General features: G+C 70.2%; 1 protein-coding gene. It reads left to right on the forward strand.

The window, feature by feature from the left end; all coding sequences use genetic code 11:
• Positions 1-6: 6 nt before the first annotated feature.
• Positions 7-332 (forward strand): DUF429 domain-containing protein (locus tag EN859_RS36350; RefSeq protein WP_135913683.1); only part of this gene is annotated, 326 nt, incomplete at its 3' end.

The raw sequence follows: 332 nt of genomic DNA on the forward strand, positions 1-332 counted from the left end.
GCGGGCGTGACGCCAGGCGCGCTGGCAGGCGTCGACGGCTGCAAGGCCGGCTGGATCGCCGTTCATCGCGAATTGGACAAGCCGCCGTCGGTCTCGGTCTTCCCGAGTTTTCACGAGTTGCTCGCCGCGCTGCCGGAGAGCACGATCGCCGTCGACATGCCGATCGGCCTGCCGGACTTCTCGAGCAAGGGCGGCCGCGGGCCGGAAGCGCTGGTGCGGCCGCTGCTCGGGGCGCGGCAATCAAGCGTGTTCGCCATCCCGTCACGCGCGGCGCTCTACGCCGATACCAGCGACTTCACCACGATCGAGGCCTGGTATGCAGCGCACCGGCG

It is taken from the genome of Mesorhizobium sp. M00.F.Ca.ET.216.01.1.1, from assembly GCF_004010325.2.
GTDB lineage: Bacteria > Pseudomonadota > Alphaproteobacteria > Rhizobiales > Rhizobiaceae > Mesorhizobium.